Below are 15,487 nucleotides of genomic sequence, written 5' to 3'. Positions count from 1 at the left end.
TGTTGCCGCAGCGGGGGCGCACGTCATCCGACAGGGCAGTGTCGTGGACCTTTTCAACACGGTTTTGGTTGGATTTCAGGGCCGTGGAACGCCTCACCCGACCACCCCGGAACCCGACAAGAGCCTTAATCGCTTCAATCGTCGCACGGACGCCCCAACCGTCATGGTGGCGGGAGGTTTCAGCAGCAGCAGTCGTTGCCTCTTCGTCATGCCGGGCGAAGGCCCATGCGAATCAGGATAGGGCGTCGGGCGGAGCAAGGTCGTCTCCCTATCGTCATGGCCAGGACACGCCCGGCCATGACGGTGAGAGAACGGACCGGGGCCACCAAATGCTTCTCCAACCGCCGCTCTATCCTGATACGCATGGGGCGAAGGCCTGGCATCCACGCCTTCTGCCGAAATCAGCACCAAGAGGCGTGGGTGGCGGCTCTGCGGCCACCATGACGCGGAGGGGCCGGTGCGCCCGCTCCGGCGGATCGGCTATTTCTCCCCAGGCCCCTACTCCCCCGGATCTGCCTGCTCGTGCAGCTCCCCGGACCGGATCGAGGCAATCGCGTTGTTCAGGATGCCTATGATCGCGTCGTCCGCCATCGAGCGCGACAGCAGCGCCATCGACCCGCCCAGCAGCGCCGAGGCGATCGCCACCGGGCTGATGTTCTGCCCCATCATGTACTCGATCGCCTTGTCCACCACCGCGCCGGCATGGCTGAGGTCCGATGGGGGCACGCTGGTTTCGTCGGACATCGGCTGGTTCCTTATTCTGCGGGAATGGGTTGCGGTTCGCGCTGGTCCTGCTCGGCCGCCTGCAACGCCCACATGCGGGCATACAGGCCGCCCTCGGCCAGCAAGTCGGCGTGGCGGCCGCGCTCGGCGATCTGGCCGTCCTGCAGGACGATGATCTCGTCGGCATCCACCACGGTGGACAGCCGGTGCGCGATCACCAGCGTGGTGCGGCGGTTGGCGACGGCGCGGAGCGCGGACTGGATCTCCTGCTCGGTGCGGGTGTCCAGCGCGCTGGTGGCCTCATCCAATATCAGGATGCGCGGGTCCTTCAGGATGGTGCGGGCGATGGCGACGCGCTGCTTCTCGCCGCCCGACAGCTTCAGGCCGCGCTCACCCACGCGGGTGTCGTAGCCCTCGGGCAGCCGCATCACGAAATCATGCACCTGGGCCTGCCTGGCCGCCTGCTGGATCTCGGCCTCGGTGGCGCCGGGACGGCCGTAGCCGATATTGTAGCGGATGGTGTCGTTGAACAGCACCGTGTCCTGCGGCACCACGCCGATGGCGGCGCGCAGGCTGTCCTGGGTGACGTCGCGGATGTCCTGGCCGTCGATCAGGATACGGCCGGCGGTGACGTCGTAGAACCGGAACAGCAGCCGGCTGATGGTCGATTTCCCCGCCCCGGTCGGCCCGACGATCGCCAGCTTGCCGCCGGCCGGGACGGTGAAGCTGACGCCCTTCAGGATCGCCCGGTTGGACTGGTAGCCGAACCGCACGTCGTCGAACACCACCTCGCCGGCGGCGCCGTCGGACAGGTGCGCGGCCAGCGCGATGGCGCCGGCCTTGTCGGCGATCTCCTGCTCGACCCGCAGCAGGGTGAACATCTGCTCCATGTCGACCAGCCCCTGCTTGATCGACATGTAGACGATGCCGAGGAAGTTCAGCGGCTGGTACAGCTGCATCAGGTAGGTGTTGACCACGACGAACTTGCCGACGGTCATCGAGCCGTCGCGCACGCCGGAGGCGGCGAGCAGCATGATCAGCGTCAGCCCCAGCGCGATGATCGCCGCCTGGCCGAGGTTGAGCATGTTCAGCGACACCTGCACCCGGACGGCGGCCCGCTCGTAATGCGCCAGGGCGTGGTCGTAGCGCTGCGCCTCGTGCACCTCGTTGTTGAAATACTTGACGGTTTCGTAGTTCAGCAGGCTGTCGAGCGCCTTGGTGGAGGCGTCGTTGTCGGTGTCGTTCATGGTGCGGCGGTAGCGGCTGCGGCGGCTGGCCAGCGCCATGGTGAAACCGATGTAGAGCAACACGGCAACCAGGGTGACGGCGGCGTAGCGCCAGTCGAACATGCGCCAGATGATGGCGGTGACCATCGCCAGCTCCAGCGCCGTGGGCACGACGTTGAACACCGCCAGCCGCAGCACCGACTGCATGCCCAGCACGCCGCGGTCGATCACCCGCGACAGGCCGCCGGTCTGGCGGTCGAGATGGAAGCGCAGGCTGACGGCGTGCAGGTGCCTGAAGGTGCGCAACGCCAGCAGCCGCACGGCGCGCTGCTGCACCGAGGAGAACAGCGCGTCGCGCAGCTCGCCGAACGCGGCCGAGGCGACTCGCACGCCGCCATAGGCCAGGATCAGCAGTATCGGCAGGGCGTAGGCGAACCGCGCCGGCTCGTGCGGGGCCAGGGCGTCGACGATGCGGCCATAGATGACCGGGACATAGACGGTGGCAACCTTGGCCAGGATCATGAAGGCCAGGGAGACGCCGACGCGGATACGCGCCCCGGTATTGCCGGCGGGCCAGAGATAGGGCAGCAAGGATACGATGGTTTGCCAGGTGGACCGGTCCGCCCGCAGGGAGGGCGGCAGGACCGCCGGGGCGGGTGGAACGCTGCTTCGTCTCATGCTGCGCATGTGGCATGATACCGGGGTATTTGAAAGGCGAGCTGTCTGAATCCGCACATGAAAGAGACTGGTTTCGAGCGCCATGTGCGCGCCTGCAACAACGCCGTGCTGCCCGGGGAGCGGGTCCCGTTCCATATCGGCGACGCATCCGTCGGCTGGGTCACCGTGCCGGTGGCCGAGGCGCTGCGCGACTTCCCGGCGGTGCGGCGCACCGGGCTACGCGTCACGCTGACCGATCCGGTGGCGCTGCCGGCCATCGGCCGGGTGCTGGCGGACCGGGGCTTCTGCCGCTGGCGCGGGGAGCTGTTCGACGTGTATGAGCGTCCTGACCTGCCGCCGGTGGCGCAGATCGATCGCGGCGCCATCCCCGCCTTCGGCATCCGCGCCTCGGGCATTCATGTGAACGGCCTGGTGCAGCGGGCCAACGGGCTGCATGTCTGGGTGGCGCGGCGGGCATCGGACAAGCTGCTCGACCCGGGCAAGCTGGACCACATCGTCGCCGGCGGCGTGCCGAGCGGGCTGGGGCCGCTGGAGACGCTGGTCAAGGAAGCCGCCGAGGAGGCCGGCATCCCGCCGGACCTGGCGCAGCACGCGATTCCGGTCGCCACCATCGGCTATGCGATGGAACGGCCCGAGGGGCTGCGGCGCGACTGGCTGTATTGCTACGACCTGATGCTGCCGGAGGATTTCGTGCCGCAGCCGACGGATGGCGAGGTGGCGGGCTTCGAGCTGTGGCCCATCGGCCGCACGCTGGAAGCGGTGCGGGATACCAACGACTTCAAGTTCAACGTGAACCTGGTGATGATCGACCTGTTCATCCGCCAGGGGCTGATCGCCGGGCCGGAGGCCGAGCGGCTGCGAGCGGCGCTGTAGCGGACCCGGACGCTTGCGGGGGCGGATGGGCCGCTCTCTCCGTCATAGCCGGGCGTGTTCCCATGGGTACCAGGACAAGGCGATGGGGGACGGAGGATTTGGCGCCCAGTCCGTTGCCCCACCGTCATGGCCGGCCATCTGCGCTTCGACGGCGGGGGTAGATGGCCGGGACACGCCCTACCGCATGCACACATCTCGGAAACGACCCGCCGCGGCCGCGGCTCACCCCGTCATGGCGGCCGCAGGGCCGCCATCCACGCCTTGCGGTGCTGATACCGGCAGAAGGCGTGGATGCCGGGCCTGCGCCCGGCATGACGATGGGGCAACGGCCGTCGCCGCTTTTATGCCCATACCGGACTGTCTGGGCCATGACGATGCGGCGTCGTTCCCGACCATCGGGCAGATACCTGACTTTGCGGTCGTTTCCGAGATGCGTGCATCCCGTAGGGACACGCCCAGCCATAACGATACGCCGGTGGCCCGGCCATGACGATGCAGCGGTGTCCGGCCATGGCGGCAATGCACGATCCGGACGGCATCCGGATTTCGCGGGAAGACGGGACTGCGGTCAGGCTTCTGGCGGCGCGGCGGCGATCGGGATGTCGCGCGCTTCCGGCTGGTCGCCAAAGCCGGCGCCGCGCGGCTCGGCATCATCCGCCTCAGGCTGGCCCGGCGGGTCTTCGCTGCCCTGGAAGCCGTCGCTCGGCTGGTAGTTGCGGCGGCCGCCCTGCTGCCCGCCCTGGGCCTGCTGGTTCTGCTGCGCCGCTTGGTTCATCGCGTTCAGGATGCGGAAATAGTGCTCCGCATGCTGGAAGAAGGCCTCGGCCGTCACCCGGTCGCCGCCGCTGGTGGCGTCGCGGCCGAGCTGGAGGTACTTCTCGAAGAGCTGCTGGGCGGTGCCGCGGACGCGGACGTCGGGGCCGTTGCTGTCAAAGACATGGTTGCGGTTGAGGGGGACGCCTCCAGCCGCGTGATGGCGGACACCGCCACCGGACCCGCCGCCACCGCCGCCGCCCGGACGATGATTGCGGCCACGCATGCGCTTCATATTCATACTGATGCCGTCGTGCTTTCCCGTTGTCGGCCGATCCGTTGGGCAGTCGGGTCGTCCGGTTCAGACACACCCGGGCCATGCCCCTGGCCAGCCACATTCCATCGGCGTTGATCATGGCACGCGAAGCGTTATCGAAACAGCCTTCACGATGGGGATCGCTGCGATGCAGCACCCCTGCCACATCGCGCACCGTACACCGCCCATCTGGCGGTGCCAAACGAATTTTTCATCCGGCGGGCGGGGAAATGACGATCGCACGCTGGATGCCGGCCAGATCGAGATGAAGTGACGTGGTAAAACCGGCAGCCTGTGCCAGCGCGGCAACAGTGCCGGCCTGACCGATACCAAGCTCCAGCACGGCCACGCCGCCGGGCCGCAGGCGTTGCGGCAGGTCGCGCAGGATGGTCCGGTAGGCGTCGTAGCCATCCGCGCCACCGTCCAGGGCGCCCCTCGGCTCGTAGCGGGCGACGTCGGGCATCAGCGTGGCGATGCCGGCGGTGGGGATATAGGGCGGGTTGGAAACCACCAGATCGAACCGCACGGCCAGGGAATTGGTCCAGTCCACCGCCACGAAAGCCGCGCGATCGGCCAGTCCAAGCCGGATGGCGTTGCCGCGGGCGAGGCGGGCGGCGTCGGGGGCAATGTCGACGCCCACACCGAAGGCGGCGGGGAATTCGTGCAGCAGCGCGAGCAGCAGGCAGCCTGTGCCGGTGCCGAGGTCGAGAATGGTCTGCGGCGGTGGCTTGCCGGAATAGGCGGTGAGGGCGGCGGCGACCAGGGTTTCGGAGTCGGGCCGGGGGATCAGCGTGGCGGGCGAGACCTGGAAGTCCAGGCTCCAGAACTCGCGGCGGCCGAGGATGTGGGCGAGCGGCTCATGCGCGAGGCGGCGGTCGATCAGGGCGTGGAAGAGGGCGGTTTCCACCACGCGCCCGGGGTCGCGGATCAGGTCCAGGCGGGTGCCGCCGATGGCGTGGGCGAGCAGGAGGCGGACTTCCAGGCGCGGGTTGTCCACGGCGTTCCAGAGGCGGCGGGTGCCGGCGAGGAGGACGTCGGTGATGGTGGCGGTGCCGGTAGCGGTGTCGGTGGGCGTGGGGGTTGTGGTGCTCGTGGCGGCGTCCGGACGGTACCTCTCCGTCATGGCCGGGCGTGTCCCGGCCACCCGCGCTTCGACGGAGGGGGGTGGATGGCCGGGACACGCCCGGCCATGACGGAGAGGTACGGCCCGGCCCTGACGGAGGTTGCGTGCGCGCCCTCGACGGATGTTGCGTGCCCGGCCATGATGGAGAGGACATGCCCGGCCATTACAAACAGGACGTGCCCGGCTGCGACGATGGGGACGGGGAGAACGCGCAACGTCACTCCTCCGCCGCCAGCCGGGCGGCCTGGTCCTCAGCGGTCAGGGCGTCGATGAATTCGTCCAGGTCGCCCTGCATCACCCGGTCTATCTTATAGAGCGTCAGGTTGATGCGGTGGTCGGACACCCGGCCCTGGGGGAAGTTGTACGTCCGGATCCGCTCGCTGCGGTCCCCGGTGCCGACCTGGGACTTGCGATCTGCCGAGCGGGTGGCGTGCAGGGCGGCGCGCTGCTGCTCGTACATGCGGGCGCGCAGCACCTTCATCGCCTTGGCGCGGTTCTTGTGCTGGCTGCGCTCCTCCTGCATCGCCACGACGATGCCGGTGGGGAGGTGGGTGATGCGCACCGCGCTGTCGGTCTTGTTGACGTGCTGGCCGCCGGCGCCGGAGGCGCGGTAGATGTCGATGCGCAGGTCGCCTTCGTTGATCTGCACGTCCACCTCCTCGGCTTCCGGCAGCACCGCGACGGTGACGGTGGAGGTGTGGATGCGGCCCTGGTTTTCCGTGGCCGGCACGCGCTGCACGCGGTGCACGCCGGATTCGTACTTCAGACGGGCGAAGACGTTGCGGCCGGTGATCTCGGCGCTGGCCTCCTTGATGCTGCCGAGGCCGGTTTCGCTGTAGTCCAGCACCTCGAACTTCCAGCCTTTGGCCTCGGCGTACTTCTGGTACATCGTGAACAGCTCGCCGGCGAACAGCCCGGCCTCGTCGCCGCCGGCGGCGGGGCGGATTTCCAGGATGGCGGAGCGGGCGTCGGCCTCGTCCTTCGGCAGCAGCGCGAGGCGGATCTCGTGCTGCAGAGCGGGGATCTGGTCCTTCAGTTCATACAGTTCCGCTTCCGCCAAATCCTTCATTTCCGGATCTGCGAGCAGCGCCTCGGCCTCGTCGCGGGCGCGTTCGGCGGCGCGGAGGTCGCCGATGCGGGCGACCACCGGCTCGATGTCGGCGAGTTCTCGAGACGCCTTCACGTAAGCCTCGCCTGTGATGCCTTCGCCGAGCATCGCCCGCAGCTCATCGGCGCGGGCGGCGATGCGGTCGAGCTTGAGGGACAGGCTCATCGCAGGCGCGACGGGATCTGGCTGAAGGGAATGGCTTCCTGAGTGCCGGTCTGCAGGTTTTTCACCTGGGCGACGCCCTTGGCGATGTCGTCGTCGCCCAGGATGACCGCGGCGCGGGCGCCGGTGCGGTTGGCGCGCTCCATGCGGCGCTTGAGGTTGCCGCGATAGGCCATCTCGGCGCGGATGCCGTTGCTGCGCAGCGCCTGGAGGAGCTCGATGGCGGTGGCCTCGGCGGCGTCGCCGATGGGGATGACGGCGACGGGGGCGGGCGGCGGCGGAGCGGTCTCCATCAGCATGGACAGGCGCTCGATCCCGGCAGCCCAGCCGACGGCGGGGGTGGCGGGGCCGCCCATTTCCTGCACCAGGCCGTCATAGCGCCCGCCGGCCATGACGGTGCCCTGGGCGCCGAGGCGGGAGGTGACGAACTCGAACGCGGTGTGGCCGTAGTAGTCGAGGCCGCGGACGATGCGGGGGTTTTCCACGAACGAGACGCGGAAGCGGGTCAGGTGGGCCTGCAGCTTCTGGTAGAAGGTGGCGGCGGCTTCCGTGAGGTAAGGTTGTATGGTCGGGGCGTTGGCGACGATGCGGCGGTCGCCTTCGTCCTTGCTGTCGAGGATGCGCATCGGGTTGCGCTCCAGCCGGTTCAGGCTGTCCTCCGACAGGTCGGCCTTGTGGTCGGTGAAGTAGGCGACCAGGGCGCTGCGGTAGGCGTCGCGGCTGTCCTTGTCGCCGAGGGTGTTGAGCTCCAGCACCGTGTCGGACGCGACGCCGAGGGCTTCCAGGATGGTCCAGCCGCAGGCGATGGCTTCGGCGTCCGCCAGCGGTTCGGCGGGGCCGATGAGCTCCAGGCCGATCTGGTGGAACTGGCGGTAGCGGCCTTTCTGCGGACGCTCGTAGCGGAACATCGGGCCGGCGTAGAAGACTTTCTGCGGCAGGGACTGGGTCAGGCCGTTGGTGACCAGGGCGCGGCAGACGCCGGCGGTGCCTTCGGGGCGGAGCGTGAGGGAGTCGCCGCCGCGGTCGGGGAAAGTGTACATCTCCTTCATCACCACGTCGGAGGTTTCGCCCAGGGTGCGGGCGAAGACGCGGGTGTCCTCGAAGATCGGGGTGATCCATTCGTCGAAGCCGTAGGTGGCGGCGACGCGGCGGGCGACATCCACGACGCGGTGGAAGCGGCGCTGGTCCTCGCCGAGCAGGTCGCGGGTGCCGCGGACGGGTTGCAGGTCGGTCACGTTGGGTCCCTGATGCTTTGCCCCGGTGTTATAGTGACGCGCGGCGGGGCGGCAAGGACTTCAGGCGTCGATGCCGCGGGCTTTCAGCCAGTGGCCGAGGCTGAACAGGGCGGTGCGGTCGAGCGGGTCGTTGCCGGCGCGCATGCGGCGGACGCGGTCGGTGATGAGGGAGACGATGGTTGGGGCGCCGGGGCGGCGGGCGAGGGCGAGTTCGGGCAGGAGACGGCGGTCCATCATCCAGATGCCGTATTCTTCCTCGGTCATGCCGAGGAATTCGGCCAGCGGGCGTTGTTCCTCGTCGCCGGAGTCATGCCAGGCGGAGACGTGGTCATCGACGTCGTCCTGGGTCGCCTGACCGTCGATGAACAGGTCGAAGAAGGCGCGCGGCCTGGTTTGGGCGTCAGACACGTATCCGTCTCCCTTTTGCGGGTGGCTTGATCCGCACGCCGGTTTGCGGGTGTGTTGTGTTTCGACGGTCCGAGGCAGCGACCAAGTTGAACGTTTCAGCGAACCGACGCTGTCATCGGCTGGGTTTCGGAATGGCTGTCGAGCCATATCTGCAGTCCCCGCACCGTGGTGAGGTCAAATGGACGGTGGTCGGCCTGTAGCTGGCTCAGGCGTTCCCTGACCAGTTCGGCAAGTAGCCGGCCGGTTGTGCGGGCCGACAGGATCGTTGGCAGGGCGTCCGAATCATAAACCCAGAGAGCGTACTCCTCCGGGCTCAGGCCCAGATAGGTGTGGAGAGGACTGTCCTTCGCTCGCGGATCCAGGCCGCCGTGCCACGTGTCGATCCAGTCGTCTATTGTGTCGGCTGTCAGGTCGCCGCGCGCATAGAGCGAGAAGAAATCGGCCGGTCTCTGGCTACACATCGATCCGCCTTCCCCTGATGGCGCCTTTGAGGGGCTTGCCCGAGATCGCATCCAATACCTCCACGTGCTTCCCGCGCAAATTGAAGACCTCGATTTCGCCGTGCAGGCTGTCCCAGGTGAGAAGCCGAGTGCCATTCTTGCTGCGCCACCGGCGTTCGCCAAAGACAAATCCAAGATAGTCGCAGGTGTCGAGATAACTCGGTCGAGGGATCGGCTTTCGGCCCAATCGCCGGCTCCGTAAGGCTGATTGGGCACAACATGCTGAACCGAAGTTAACACTTCATTAAGGAGACTGCCTCCGCTCAGTCACTCACGATCCAGGTTGGTCGCAGCCATATTGAATCTGGTTGCTGTAACGGTCAGGCGTCGATCCCCCGGGCCTTCAGCCAGTGGCCGAGGCAATACAGTGCGGCGTCGTTGATCGGGTCGTTTTCGGCACGCATCCGGCGGACGTGCTCGGCGATGAGGGTTTCGATACTCGACACGCCCGATTGGCGGGCAGCCGCAATGACCGGGAGGGTGCGGTCGTCCATCGTCCAGAGGTTGTACTCCTCCTCGGTCATGCCGAGGAACTCGGTCAGCGGACGTTGTTCCTCGTCGCCGCTGTTGTGCCAGGCGGAGACGAAATCGTTGCCGTCGTCGGCCGTCGCCCGGCCCTGCAGGTAGAGGTCGAGGAACGTGGGGGCTTTGATTTCGACGTCAGGCACGTATCCGCCTCCCTTTGACCGGGGGCTTGATGCGCTGCCCGTCACCGGATCAAAAGCGCCCCGATGTTCGCCGCGCGCCGAGAAACCTTCAATCTCGCCATGCAAGGAATCTCAGGTGAAAATCAACTCCGAGGTTGGATGGCGTCATCTACGGGCACCATAATTGTACCCGAGGTATTCGCAGGTGTCGAGTAAACTTGGCCGGGGGTAGTGCCTCACTTTGAAAATCCCAAGAATGAGACGAGTTTGAAGTTCGACGCGTGAACGCCTATCATGCTTAGCGGTAGGCATGGTGGTGTAAGTGAACCGAGACGCCGTTAACTCAATCGAAGATGTTTGGAAGCTGATGCCCCAGGAGAAGTTTGTGGGGCAATATCAGGTCATGACTCTCAATGAGTCGTTTAAATCGACGCGCGCGCGTTGCGCAGCGGAGATGAAAGCAACCGGGCGGATTTTCATACCTCCCACGCTCATCTTAGACCGCTCCTTGATTCAATGGATCAAACGTCTTGAGGATGTATTGACGTGGCGAATTTTTGCCTCGCCAGAGCACCTAAAAGAGATTGGGCCGTCGCTTATTGCAGACAGGAGAGGCGTCGATGCCTAAAGGTCCCCGAGGCGAGAAGCGCCCCACCGACGTGATCGGAGGGGCCGTGAAGGTGATGCGGATCGCCACGGGCGAGGAACCGGATGATCGACAGGACGCGCCGGAGCCGTCGCCGGGCGCTCAACTGGGTAAGCTAGGCGGCGCGGCGCGTGCGCGCAATCTCACGCCGGCGCAGCGGGCGGAGATTGCGAGGAAGGCCGCGGCGAAGCGGTGGAAGAAATAGCAAGCATCTCCATTCCATGCTTGCAAACGTCGAATGGCACATGCTAGCAAGCACGCCAGCAAGCATGGACACTAACATGGCTGACTTTTTCGATACCAACGGCTCACCGCAGTCTAAGGGTGGGAAGGCCCGCGCAAAGGCGCTTCCGTCGGAGCGCCGTTCCGAGATTGCGAAGGCCGCTGCTGCGGCGCGATGGCAGCAAGACGAGAGCGAAGACCTCCCGAAAGTCCTCTGCGGTTCTACGGACCGACCTATGCGCATACCGTCTCTGGAGATCGAAATCCCATGCTACGTGATTGAAGGGGAACGCAGGGTCTTCGTGCAGCGTGGCATGGTCGATGCACTCGGGATGTCCCGAGGTAGCTCTAGTGTGGGCGGTGACCGTCTGGCCAATTTCGTGCAGGGAGATCGAATAAAACCCTTCCTTTCCAAGGATATAACAGCGGCGACCATTAGCCCCATTAAGTTCAGAGCCCCCAATGGCTCGATCGCGTATGGCTACGATGCCGAAGTGTTGCATGGCATCTGCTTGGCCATCCTAGCGGCCCGCCGGGCGGAAAAGCTGCAAAAGCAGCAATTTCATATAGCCAAGCGATGTGAGTTACTTATCGCAGCTTGGTCACTTGCGGGCGTTATATCGGCGGTAGACGAAGCGACCGGATATCAGTATTTGCGCGCAAAGAATAATATAGAATTGATCATCGATAAATGGCTCGTCAAAGAGCTGCAACCGTGGAAGAAATACTTTCCGAACGAATATTATAAGAGAATTTTCGAGCTAAATAAGTGGGAATTTGATGAGGCTTCTACAAAACGTCCGGGCGTGATAGGCCATTGGACTAATGATATTATTTATGATCGACTTGGACCCGGCTTGAAGGAACAGTTACACGATTATGCCGGCCGAGATGAGAAGGGGCGCCTCAAACACAAGCTCACACAGTTCCTTACGACTCAGCACGGAATACCGGAACTGAAGTCCCATTTGGACGGCGTCGTGGCAATCATGCGCGTTGCGACAAACTGGCGTCAGTTCAAAGAAATGCTCCAAAGAGCTTATCCAAAACCCAACACTACTTTGAGTATGGCTCTCGATGATCTTGACCAAATGAAATAAGATGCTTGACGCTAAGCATGGAAATTCATATCATGCCGGGTATGAACAAGCTCCCGACCGCGAAGCGCATCCAAAGCCTTTCCATGCTGTGCGAGGGGTCTTCGATAAACTCCGTCGCACACGTGGCGGATGTGTCGCCGAATTCGGTGTCCAAGCTGCTGATGGAAGCCGGCAAGGCATGCGAAGTGTTCCACGACCGGGAAGTTCGCAACGTCCGGTCCAGGCGGGTCCAGTGCGATGAAATCTGGTCGTTCGTTCATGCCAAGCAGAAGAACGTCGCGACGGCCAAGGCCGCGCCGAAAGGCGCCGGAGACTGCTGGACATGGACCGCGTTAGATGCCGATAGCATGCTGATCATCAACTTCCTGGTCGGCGGTTGGGACGCTGACTACGCCAACGAGTTCATGCAGGACGCGGCGTCGCGGCTGGCCCGCCGCGTGCAACTGACAACCGATGGCCACAAAGCCTACCTTGACGCGGTTGAGGGCGCCTTCGGCGCCGATATCGACTACGCCATGCTGGCAAAAAGCTCTATGGCGCCACACCCGGCCCGGCGGGCCGCTACAGCCCAGCCGAATGCACGGGCATCAAAAAACCCGCGTTGAAGGTCGGCCCGATCCGGATCACGTCTCGACATCATATGTAGAGCGCCAGAATCTGAACTTCCGGATATGCATGCGTCGGTTTACGCGGCTGACCAACGGCTTCAGCAAGAAGGTTGAGCCGCACTACGCAATGGTGTGCCTCTACACCGTGTTTCACAACTACGTCCGCATCCACAAGACACTGAAATGCTCCCCGGCAATGGCTACTGGCCTCACTGACAAGCTGTGGAGCATGGCGGACCTGGTCGCGATGATCGACGCTCAAGCCGAGGTGCCGAAGCGGCCTCGAATGTACAAGGTTAAGGATCAACCGGGGGTCGTCTCAAACTTTGGAATTTGAAAGTGAGGCACTACCGGCCGGGGTATCGGCTTGCGGCCCAACCGGTGCCTCCGCGTTTCTGGCGGTAGCAGGATGCGGGGCTGAGGTTAACAATTCGCTAAGGGACGTGGATGGCGGCTTGGCTGCGCGCCCCTCACCGGTGCAGCCGCAGGAACGACCGCCGCCGCGCGGCCCGCGTGCCCGGCACCGGCATATACGCCCGTATGGTATTCCGCACCTTGTGCGAGAAGATCACCGAAAACCCGTCCTGCATGTTGCGCAGATCCTGCGGCAGCATGCGCGGCACCGCGTGATAGCTGGTCGTCGCCGCCTGCGACTGCGAGATCGACGTGCCCGGCGCCACCGCCACCGTCCGGCTCTTCGCCTCCAGCTCATACGCCGTCAGCCCGGTGCGCTGGCTGAGGTACTCCGCCGTCACCATGTCCTGCGGCGCGAACGCCTGCAGCACGCCGCACGCGCCGACGAAGCTCTCGAACCCGTCGCCGTACAGCGTCCTGACTTGCGCCAGGTCCCGCCACACCGTCCACAGCTTGATCCCGCAATCGGCGAACCGCGCCATGGCGCCGTCGATGCAGGGCAGGCCGCCGCGGGCCAGGGTGGCATACTCGTCCAGCATCAGCAGCACCGGCACCGTCGATGCGCCGCCGCTGCGCATCAGCGCCTGGACGATGCCGGCCAACACCACCCGCAGCCAGGCGGCGTGCGTGCCCAGGCGGCGAGGCGGCAGGACCAGGAACACCGTCGTCGGCGTCTCCCGCAGGACCGCGAAATCGACCGGGCCCGTCCCCAGCTCCGCCTGCATCGGCCGGCTGTCCAGCCAGCGGGTCTGCGTCAGGGCGCAGGACAGGATGCTGTTCAGCTCCCGGTTGTCGGCCTCGATCCAGGCGAAGCGCGCGGCCTTCAGCGCCAGTTCCGGCCAGTCATGCGTCTCGGCCGCGGCGATCATGTCGGCGACCACCGCGCGGAATCCCCCGGCCGGCTGGCCGAGGCAGCGGCGCACGTGCGGCAGGTCACCGCCGCCCGCCTGGGTCAGCCGGGCATGCATGACCAGCGCCGTCAGCAGGTCCTGCGCCGAGGCGGCGATGGACGCCGCGACGCCATCGGGACGGATCAGCGCCTCGGCGAGGTCGAGCGCATCGTCGGCGAACTCCGCCGAGCCGGGGTCCAGCGCCGCGACCGGGTTGCAGCCGTGGCTCGGCAGGCCGTTCACCCCGAACGGGTTCAGGATGATCGTCTGCGTCATCTCCGGGTCGCGCTGCTGCGCGCAGCGGGAGGCCATCTCGCCGCCCGGATCGACCACCACCAGCGACCAGTCCTTCAGCGCCAGCACGTTGGGCTGCAGCAGGCGCCGGGTGATGCCGCAGCCGGCGGGGCCGATGCTCATCAGGTGGCGGTCGCCGACGTACTGGATGACGGGGGCGGAGGCGGGCGGGTCGCCCTCGGTGCGGTCGGTGGCGTAGCCGAGATAGACCCCGCCGTTGCTGTCCCACATGGCTCAGGTTCCAGTCAGGCGACGGTGTTTGGGCACGGGCGGGACGCCGCGCGGCTGGCCGGCGCCGCCGGCGGCCATCAGGCGGGCGGCGTCGAGCGGGTTCTCGAAATCGGCCTTCCAGGGCAGATTGAGCGACATCAGCGGCTTGCGCGGCACCGTCGGCAGCAAATCGGCTTTGGCACCCTTCATGAACGGGAAGCCCAGGCGATACAGGATCTCCAGCAGCAGGAACTTCAGCGCCGCCAGCGCGTGGCGCAGCGCCAGCAGCGCCAGCAGCAGGCAGAGGCCGTCCAGCAGCAGCATGGTCACGCCCTCGGTGACGCGCTGGAGCACCGTTGAAGCGCCGAGCGCGGCGGCCTGCGCGGTGACCCAGAGCTTGGCGGGGCCGATCCAGTGGTGGCCGAACGGGCCGTTCCAGGCGATGGCGGCGTAGGCGGCGCCGAGCAGGGTGCGCAGCAGCAGGCTCTGCCGGCGGTGCGCGGCGTGCTTCAGCTCGGTGGCTTTCTTCTGTTCGTTGCCGTCGACCTCGACCAGCACCCACTTGCCGTTGATCTCGACGGCGCTGAGGTTGGGGGCGTCGGGGCGGAGCGAGCGGCCAAAGTAGGGGAAGAACCGGCCCTGGCGATGGTAGATGTGCCGCAGTTCCCCGTGCTGGTCGATCAGGTAGCGCGGCTTACGCTGGAACATGACGCGTCCTTCCGGGTGCGGTTGTGGTCGCAGGGCCGCCCTGCTGTCGCCGCGGGGCGTGGGCCGGGGCGGCTCGTGGCGTGAACGCACCGGTAGGGGTGGCGGATGCGACGGGAGCGGGCACGGGCGGCCGGGCCATGGCGGCTAGCGCGCGGTCGCGGACCCCGCCGGCGGGGCGGCGGAGGGAAGGACGGCGGGAAGGTTCGGTTTCACCTGTGCCTGCCATGTGACGCTGAAGCGGTTGCCCAACCGGACGGTAAACTGCGTTCTGGCAGTGGTCCATTCACGGTCCGGCATCTTCCAGGCTTTGTGGGCGGTGTGCAAGACCAGGCTCTGCCGCCCCTGTGAGACTGGGTCCGCCGTGCCTGCGAGGAAGCCTGGCACGGCGTTGGCCGGTACCAGACCTAGGGCGTGTCGTCAATTGGAGCCAGCCGAGTGAGTCTGGGCTGCAACAGTGCGGCGGAATCGTTGATCAACAAGCGGCTTCCCGATTCCAGCAGCCCCGGTTCTTCGATGCATAGGCAGTCAGCTTTGGAGAGGCTGACCGATGCATCGACATGCCTTGCGCGACGACCAGTGGGAGCGGATCAAGGACCATTTGCCGGGCCGTCCGGGGTCCGTTGGCGTGACCGCTGCGAACAAC

The 15,487-nt window shown here is 66.0% G+C and carries 17 protein-coding genes and 3 pseudogenes; 7 read left to right on the top strand and 13 right to left on the bottom strand.

The window, feature by feature from the left end; genetic code table 11:
- Window positions 1-241 (top strand): hypothetical protein (locus CCS01_RS34700; protein ID WP_204848326.1); only part of this gene is annotated, 241 nt, incomplete at its 5' end.
- Window positions 242-498: 257 nt separating this feature from the next.
- Here the strand turns inward: CCS01_RS34700 and CCS01_RS17590 are convergent.
- Window positions 499-744 (bottom strand): hypothetical protein, encoded by a 246-nt coding sequence (locus CCS01_RS17590; protein WP_104520080.1) that lies wholly within the window; start codon window positions 742-744, stop codon window positions 499-501.
- Window positions 745-755: 11 nt separating this feature from the next.
- Window positions 756-2,627 (bottom strand): ABCB family ABC transporter ATP-binding protein/permease, encoded by a 1,872-nt coding sequence (locus CCS01_RS17585; RefSeq protein WP_104520081.1) that lies wholly within the window; start codon window positions 2,625-2,627, stop codon window positions 756-758.
- A 57-nt stretch (window positions 2,628-2,684) separates the two neighbouring features.
- Here CCS01_RS17585 and CCS01_RS17580 point away from each other — a divergent pair, with 57 nt between their 5' ends.
- Complete coding sequence (locus CCS01_RS17580) at window positions 2,685-3,500, top strand: NUDIX hydrolase (RefSeq protein ID WP_104520079.1); 816 nt, start codon at window positions 2,685-2,687, stop codon at window positions 3,498-3,500.
- Between the two features lie 568 nt (window positions 3,501-4,068).
- Here CCS01_RS17580 and CCS01_RS17575 read toward each other — a convergent pair.
- The 9 genes and pseudogenes from CCS01_RS17575 to CCS01_RS36155 form a co-directional block, all read right to left on the bottom strand.
- Entirely contained in the window at window positions 4,069-4,554 is a 486-nt protein-coding gene (locus tag CCS01_RS17575) for a DUF4167 domain-containing protein (RefSeq protein WP_104520078.1), read from the bottom strand.
- Between the two features lie 226 nt (window positions 4,555-4,780).
- Entirely contained in the window at window positions 4,781-5,692 is a 912-nt protein-coding gene (gene prmC / locus CCS01_RS17570) for a peptide chain release factor N(5)-glutamine methyltransferase (RefSeq protein ID WP_104520077.1), read from the bottom strand.
- Window positions 5,693-5,909: 217 nt separating this feature from the next.
- Window positions 5,910-6,965, bottom strand: coding sequence for a peptide chain release factor 1 (prfA, locus tag CCS01_RS17560; RefSeq protein ID WP_104520075.1), 1,056 nt, complete (start codon window positions 6,963-6,965; stop codon window positions 5,910-5,912).
- Window positions 6,962-8,197, bottom strand: coding sequence for a histidine--tRNA ligase (gene hisS / locus CCS01_RS17555; protein ID WP_104520074.1), 1,236 nt, complete (start codon window positions 8,195-8,197; stop codon window positions 6,962-6,964). Before hisS ends, prfA begins: the two co-directional genes overlap by 4 nt.
- 60 nt (window positions 8,198-8,257) lie before the next feature.
- On the bottom strand, window positions 8,258-8,605 hold the full coding sequence (locus CCS01_RS17550; protein WP_104520073.1) for a hypothetical protein: 348 nt from the start codon (window positions 8,603-8,605) through the stop codon (window positions 8,258-8,260).
- Between the two features lie 95 nt (window positions 8,606-8,700).
- On the bottom strand, window positions 8,701-9,066 hold the full coding sequence (locus CCS01_RS17545; protein WP_104520072.1) for a hypothetical protein: 366 nt from the start codon (window positions 9,064-9,066) through the stop codon (window positions 8,701-8,703).
- The gene (locus CCS01_RS17540) at window positions 9,059-9,292 is read right to left on the bottom strand and encodes a colicin E3/pyocin S6 family cytotoxin (RefSeq protein WP_104520071.1); all 234 of its coding nucleotides are present in this window, start codon (window positions 9,290-9,292) and stop codon (window positions 9,059-9,061) included. Before CCS01_RS17540 ends, CCS01_RS17545 begins: the two co-directional genes overlap by 8 nt.
- A 133-nt stretch (window positions 9,293-9,425) precedes the next feature.
- Window positions 9,426-9,773 (bottom strand): hypothetical protein, encoded by a 348-nt coding sequence (locus tag CCS01_RS17535; RefSeq protein ID WP_104520070.1) that lies wholly within the window; start codon window positions 9,771-9,773, stop codon window positions 9,426-9,428.
- A gap of 42 nt (window positions 9,774-9,815) precedes the next feature.
- Window positions 9,816-9,878 (bottom strand): annotated as a pseudogene (locus CCS01_RS36155) (colicin E3/pyocin S6 family cytotoxin); the annotation flags it as partial.
- Between the two features lie 196 nt (window positions 9,879-10,074).
- Between CCS01_RS36155 and CCS01_RS17530 the strand changes: the two are divergent.
- From CCS01_RS17530 to CCS01_RS17515, 4 genes and pseudogenes are all read left to right on the top strand, one after another.
- Window positions 10,075-10,380 carry a hypothetical protein gene (locus tag CCS01_RS17530; protein WP_146101824.1) on the top strand — a complete coding sequence of 102 codons (306 nt, stop codon included), beginning with the start codon at window positions 10,075-10,077 and terminating at the stop codon, window positions 10,378-10,380.
- A complete protein-coding gene (locus tag CCS01_RS17525) occupies window positions 10,373-10,603 on the top strand; it encodes an RNA-binding protein (RefSeq protein WP_104520068.1) in 231 nt (76 codons plus the stop codon). The genes CCS01_RS17530 and CCS01_RS17525 overlap by 8 nt, the downstream gene beginning before the upstream one ends.
- A 76-nt stretch (window positions 10,604-10,679) precedes the next feature.
- On the top strand, window positions 10,680-11,720 hold the full coding sequence (locus CCS01_RS17520) for a P63C domain-containing protein (protein ID WP_158258459.1): 1,041 nt from the start codon (window positions 10,680-10,682) through the stop codon (window positions 11,718-11,720).
- A gap of 41 nt (window positions 11,721-11,761) precedes the next feature.
- Window positions 11,762-12,665, top strand: a pseudogene (locus tag CCS01_RS17515) (IS1 family transposase).
- 133 nt (window positions 12,666-12,798) lie between these two features.
- On the opposite strand, the gene CCS01_RS17510 reads toward CCS01_RS17515, so the two are convergent.
- Both CCS01_RS17510 and CCS01_RS17505 read right to left on the bottom strand, forming a co-directional pair.
- Complete coding sequence (locus CCS01_RS17510) at window positions 12,799-14,157, bottom strand: type IV secretory system conjugative DNA transfer family protein (protein ID WP_104520066.1); 1,359 nt, start codon at window positions 14,155-14,157, stop codon at window positions 12,799-12,801.
- A gap of 3 nt (window positions 14,158-14,160) precedes the next feature.
- Window positions 14,161-14,844 carry a hypothetical protein gene (locus CCS01_RS17505; protein ID WP_104520065.1) on the bottom strand — a complete coding sequence of 228 codons (684 nt, stop codon included), beginning with the start codon at window positions 14,842-14,844 and terminating at the stop codon, window positions 14,161-14,163.
- A gap of 547 nt (window positions 14,845-15,391) precedes the next feature.
- Here CCS01_RS17505 and CCS01_RS35320 point away from each other — a divergent pair.
- Window positions 15,392-15,487: pseudogene (locus tag CCS01_RS35320) on the top strand (IS5/IS1182 family transposase); the annotation flags it as partial.

Origin of the sequence: Rhodopila globiformis (genome assembly GCF_002937115.1) — a bacterium.
Classification (GTDB): Bacteria; Pseudomonadota; Alphaproteobacteria; order Acetobacterales; family Acetobacteraceae; genus Rhodopila; species Rhodopila globiformis.
The sequence above is the reverse complement of the archived record's forward strand: the minus strand, read 5'-3'. Positions and strand labels throughout refer to the sequence as shown.